Raw genomic sequence first — 2,127 nt, 5'->3', positions numbered from 1 at the left:
CACCCGGGTCCCCGGCCAGGGGCCGCAGCAGGGCCTGCACGCCGCGGGCGACGCCGGGGAGCCACCCCACCGCGCCGAGGGCGGCGGCACCGATCTGCGTGGGCCGGGCCGGGAACCAGCCGTTGAAGACCTCGACCTCGTCCAGGCCGGGCTGCATCCGCGGCAGGAACAGGGACTCCGTGCCGCCGAACAGCACGCCGCGCCGGTCCTGCCCGTCGACCCGGAAGACCGCCGACCGGCTGGCCAGGCCCGTGGTCGCCAGCCGCCCGCCGCGCCACGTGATGGCTCGCTCGGTGAGGGCGTCCACCATCGTCTGCCGCGTCCCGTGGCTGAGGTCGACGCGGGGGTCCAGCTCGCCGTCGGCGAAGTAGCCGATCTGCAGGGACCGTGCGCGTCCATCGGCCTCCGCCAGCGCGAGCCCGCCCGCGAGCATGCCCGGCGCGTAGTCGAAGCCGAGGGCGGGCAGCAGGGTGGCGCCCGTGCGTCGGGCGGTGGGGTCCAGGCCCGCCTTGAGGTCCTTCACGAAGCCGACCTCACCGGTCGAGTCCACGTAGTGCGCGCCCCGCTCCGCGGCGGCGCGGGCGACCGGTCGGCCGTAGCGTTCGAAGGGGCCGACCGTGGAGACCAGCACATCGCCCTCCGTGACCAGGGCCCTCAGCGAGGCGGGGTCCCCGGCGTCGGCGACGGCGACCTCCAGCCCGTCGTGCCGCTTCGCCGCGTGCTGGAGCGAGTCCCGGTTCCGGCCCGCCAGCACGGGCCGTGCACCCTGGGCCACGAGGGCGTCCACGACGAGGGATCCGGCGTAGCCCGTCGCGCCGAGCACGATGATGCGGGGGGCGTCGGCGTGGTCGAGGTGCAGGGGAGAATCCGTCATGGCCCCACGCTAGGTCGCGCACGTGGAGACCTCACGGGCTCGGCGGCGCCGATCCGCGTGGACCCCATCTCGCGCTCCTGGACCGGCGGATCCGGACACGGCGAGCCTGGTCCGGGGCCCGCCTGCAGGCGCAGACTCGGGGGATGACCCGCACTCCGCCCGCTGTCGCCCCGCCCGCTCACTCCGCCTCGCCCGCCGCCGAGACCGGCGGCGAGAGCCTGCTGACGGTCCTGATCGCGCTCGGCGTGAACGCGGTGATCGCCGTCGTGAAGTCGATCGTGGGCGCGGTCACCGGCTCAGCCGCGATGGTGGCCGAGGCCGCGCACTCCTGGGCCGATGCCGGCAATGAGGTCTTCCTGCTGCTGGCGGAGCGTCGGGCCGGCCGAGCCCCCGACGCGCGGCACCCGCTGGGCTACGGGCGGGCGGCCTACGTGTGGTCGATGGTCGCGGCCTTCGGCCTGTTCGCGGTGGGCTCGGCGGTCTCGGTCTGGCACGGGATCACGGCCTGGTCTGCCCCCGAGGAGGAGGCGGAGTACACGATCGCGTACATCGTGCTCGCCGTCGCGTTCGTGCTCGAGGGCGCCTCGTTCCTGAACGCGCACCGGCGCGTCCGCCGCGACGCGGAGCAGCGGCACATCAGCGATGCCACGTTCCTGCGCCAGACCTCGGACCCCACGCTGCGCGCCGTGTGGGTGGAGGACGCCTCGGCCCTGATCGGTCTGGTCATCGCGGCGGCGGCCCTCGCCCTGCACCAGCTCACCGGGGACCCCCGGTGGGACGCCGCCGGCTCGATCCTGGTGGGCGTGCTGCTGGGCGTCGTCGCGATCTTCCTGCTCTCGCGGAACATGGCGTTCCTCGTCGGCGAGGTCGCCGACCCGCTGGTCCGGAACCGGGTGCTGCGCTGGCTGCTGGAGCGGCCCGAGGTGCTCTCCGTGAGCTACCTGCACCTCGAGTACGTCGGCCCGGAGAAGCTCTTCGTCGTCGGGGCCGTGGACCTGGCCGGGGACGAGCGGGAGAGCGAGGCCGCGGTCCTGCTCCAGCGCGTGGAGGACGCCCTCCTCGAACACCCGCGCGTGGCCGCCGTCGTGCTCTCCCTGTCCAACCCCGCCCACGCGCCCCTGGCCCCGGAATCGCAGAACACCCGCGTCTGAGCCCGCGCGGCCGGCGGGCGAGCGGCCTCAGTCGAGGCCGGGGCGGCGGCGCGTGCGCTTCATCTCGGAGCGACGGCGTTTGGCCTCCAGGCGGCGCCGCCG

The 2,127-nt window shown here is 75.2% G+C and carries 2 protein-coding genes; one reads left to right on the top strand and one right to left on the bottom strand.

Annotated features, from left to right (window positions below; translation table 11 throughout):
* A partial coding sequence (locus HMPREF3105_RS00325) for a saccharopine dehydrogenase family protein (protein WP_070708500.1) occupies window positions 1–874 on the bottom strand: 874 nt, incomplete at its 3' end.
* Window positions 875–1,017: 143 nt separating this feature from the next.
* Here HMPREF3105_RS00325 and HMPREF3105_RS00320 point away from each other — a divergent pair.
* Complete coding sequence (locus HMPREF3105_RS00320) at window positions 1,018–2,025, top strand: cation diffusion facilitator family transporter (RefSeq protein WP_069941687.1); 1,008 nt, start codon at window positions 1,018–1,020, stop codon at window positions 2,023–2,025.
* Window positions 2,026–2,127 lie beyond the last annotated feature (102 nt).

Origin of the sequence: Micrococcus sp. HMSC31B01 (genome assembly GCF_001816085.1) — a bacterium.
Classification (GTDB): Bacteria; Actinomycetota; Actinomycetes; order Actinomycetales; family Micrococcaceae; genus Micrococcus; species Micrococcus luteus.
Note: the sequence above shows the minus strand (reverse complement) of the source record. Positions and strands in the feature narration are given on the sequence as shown.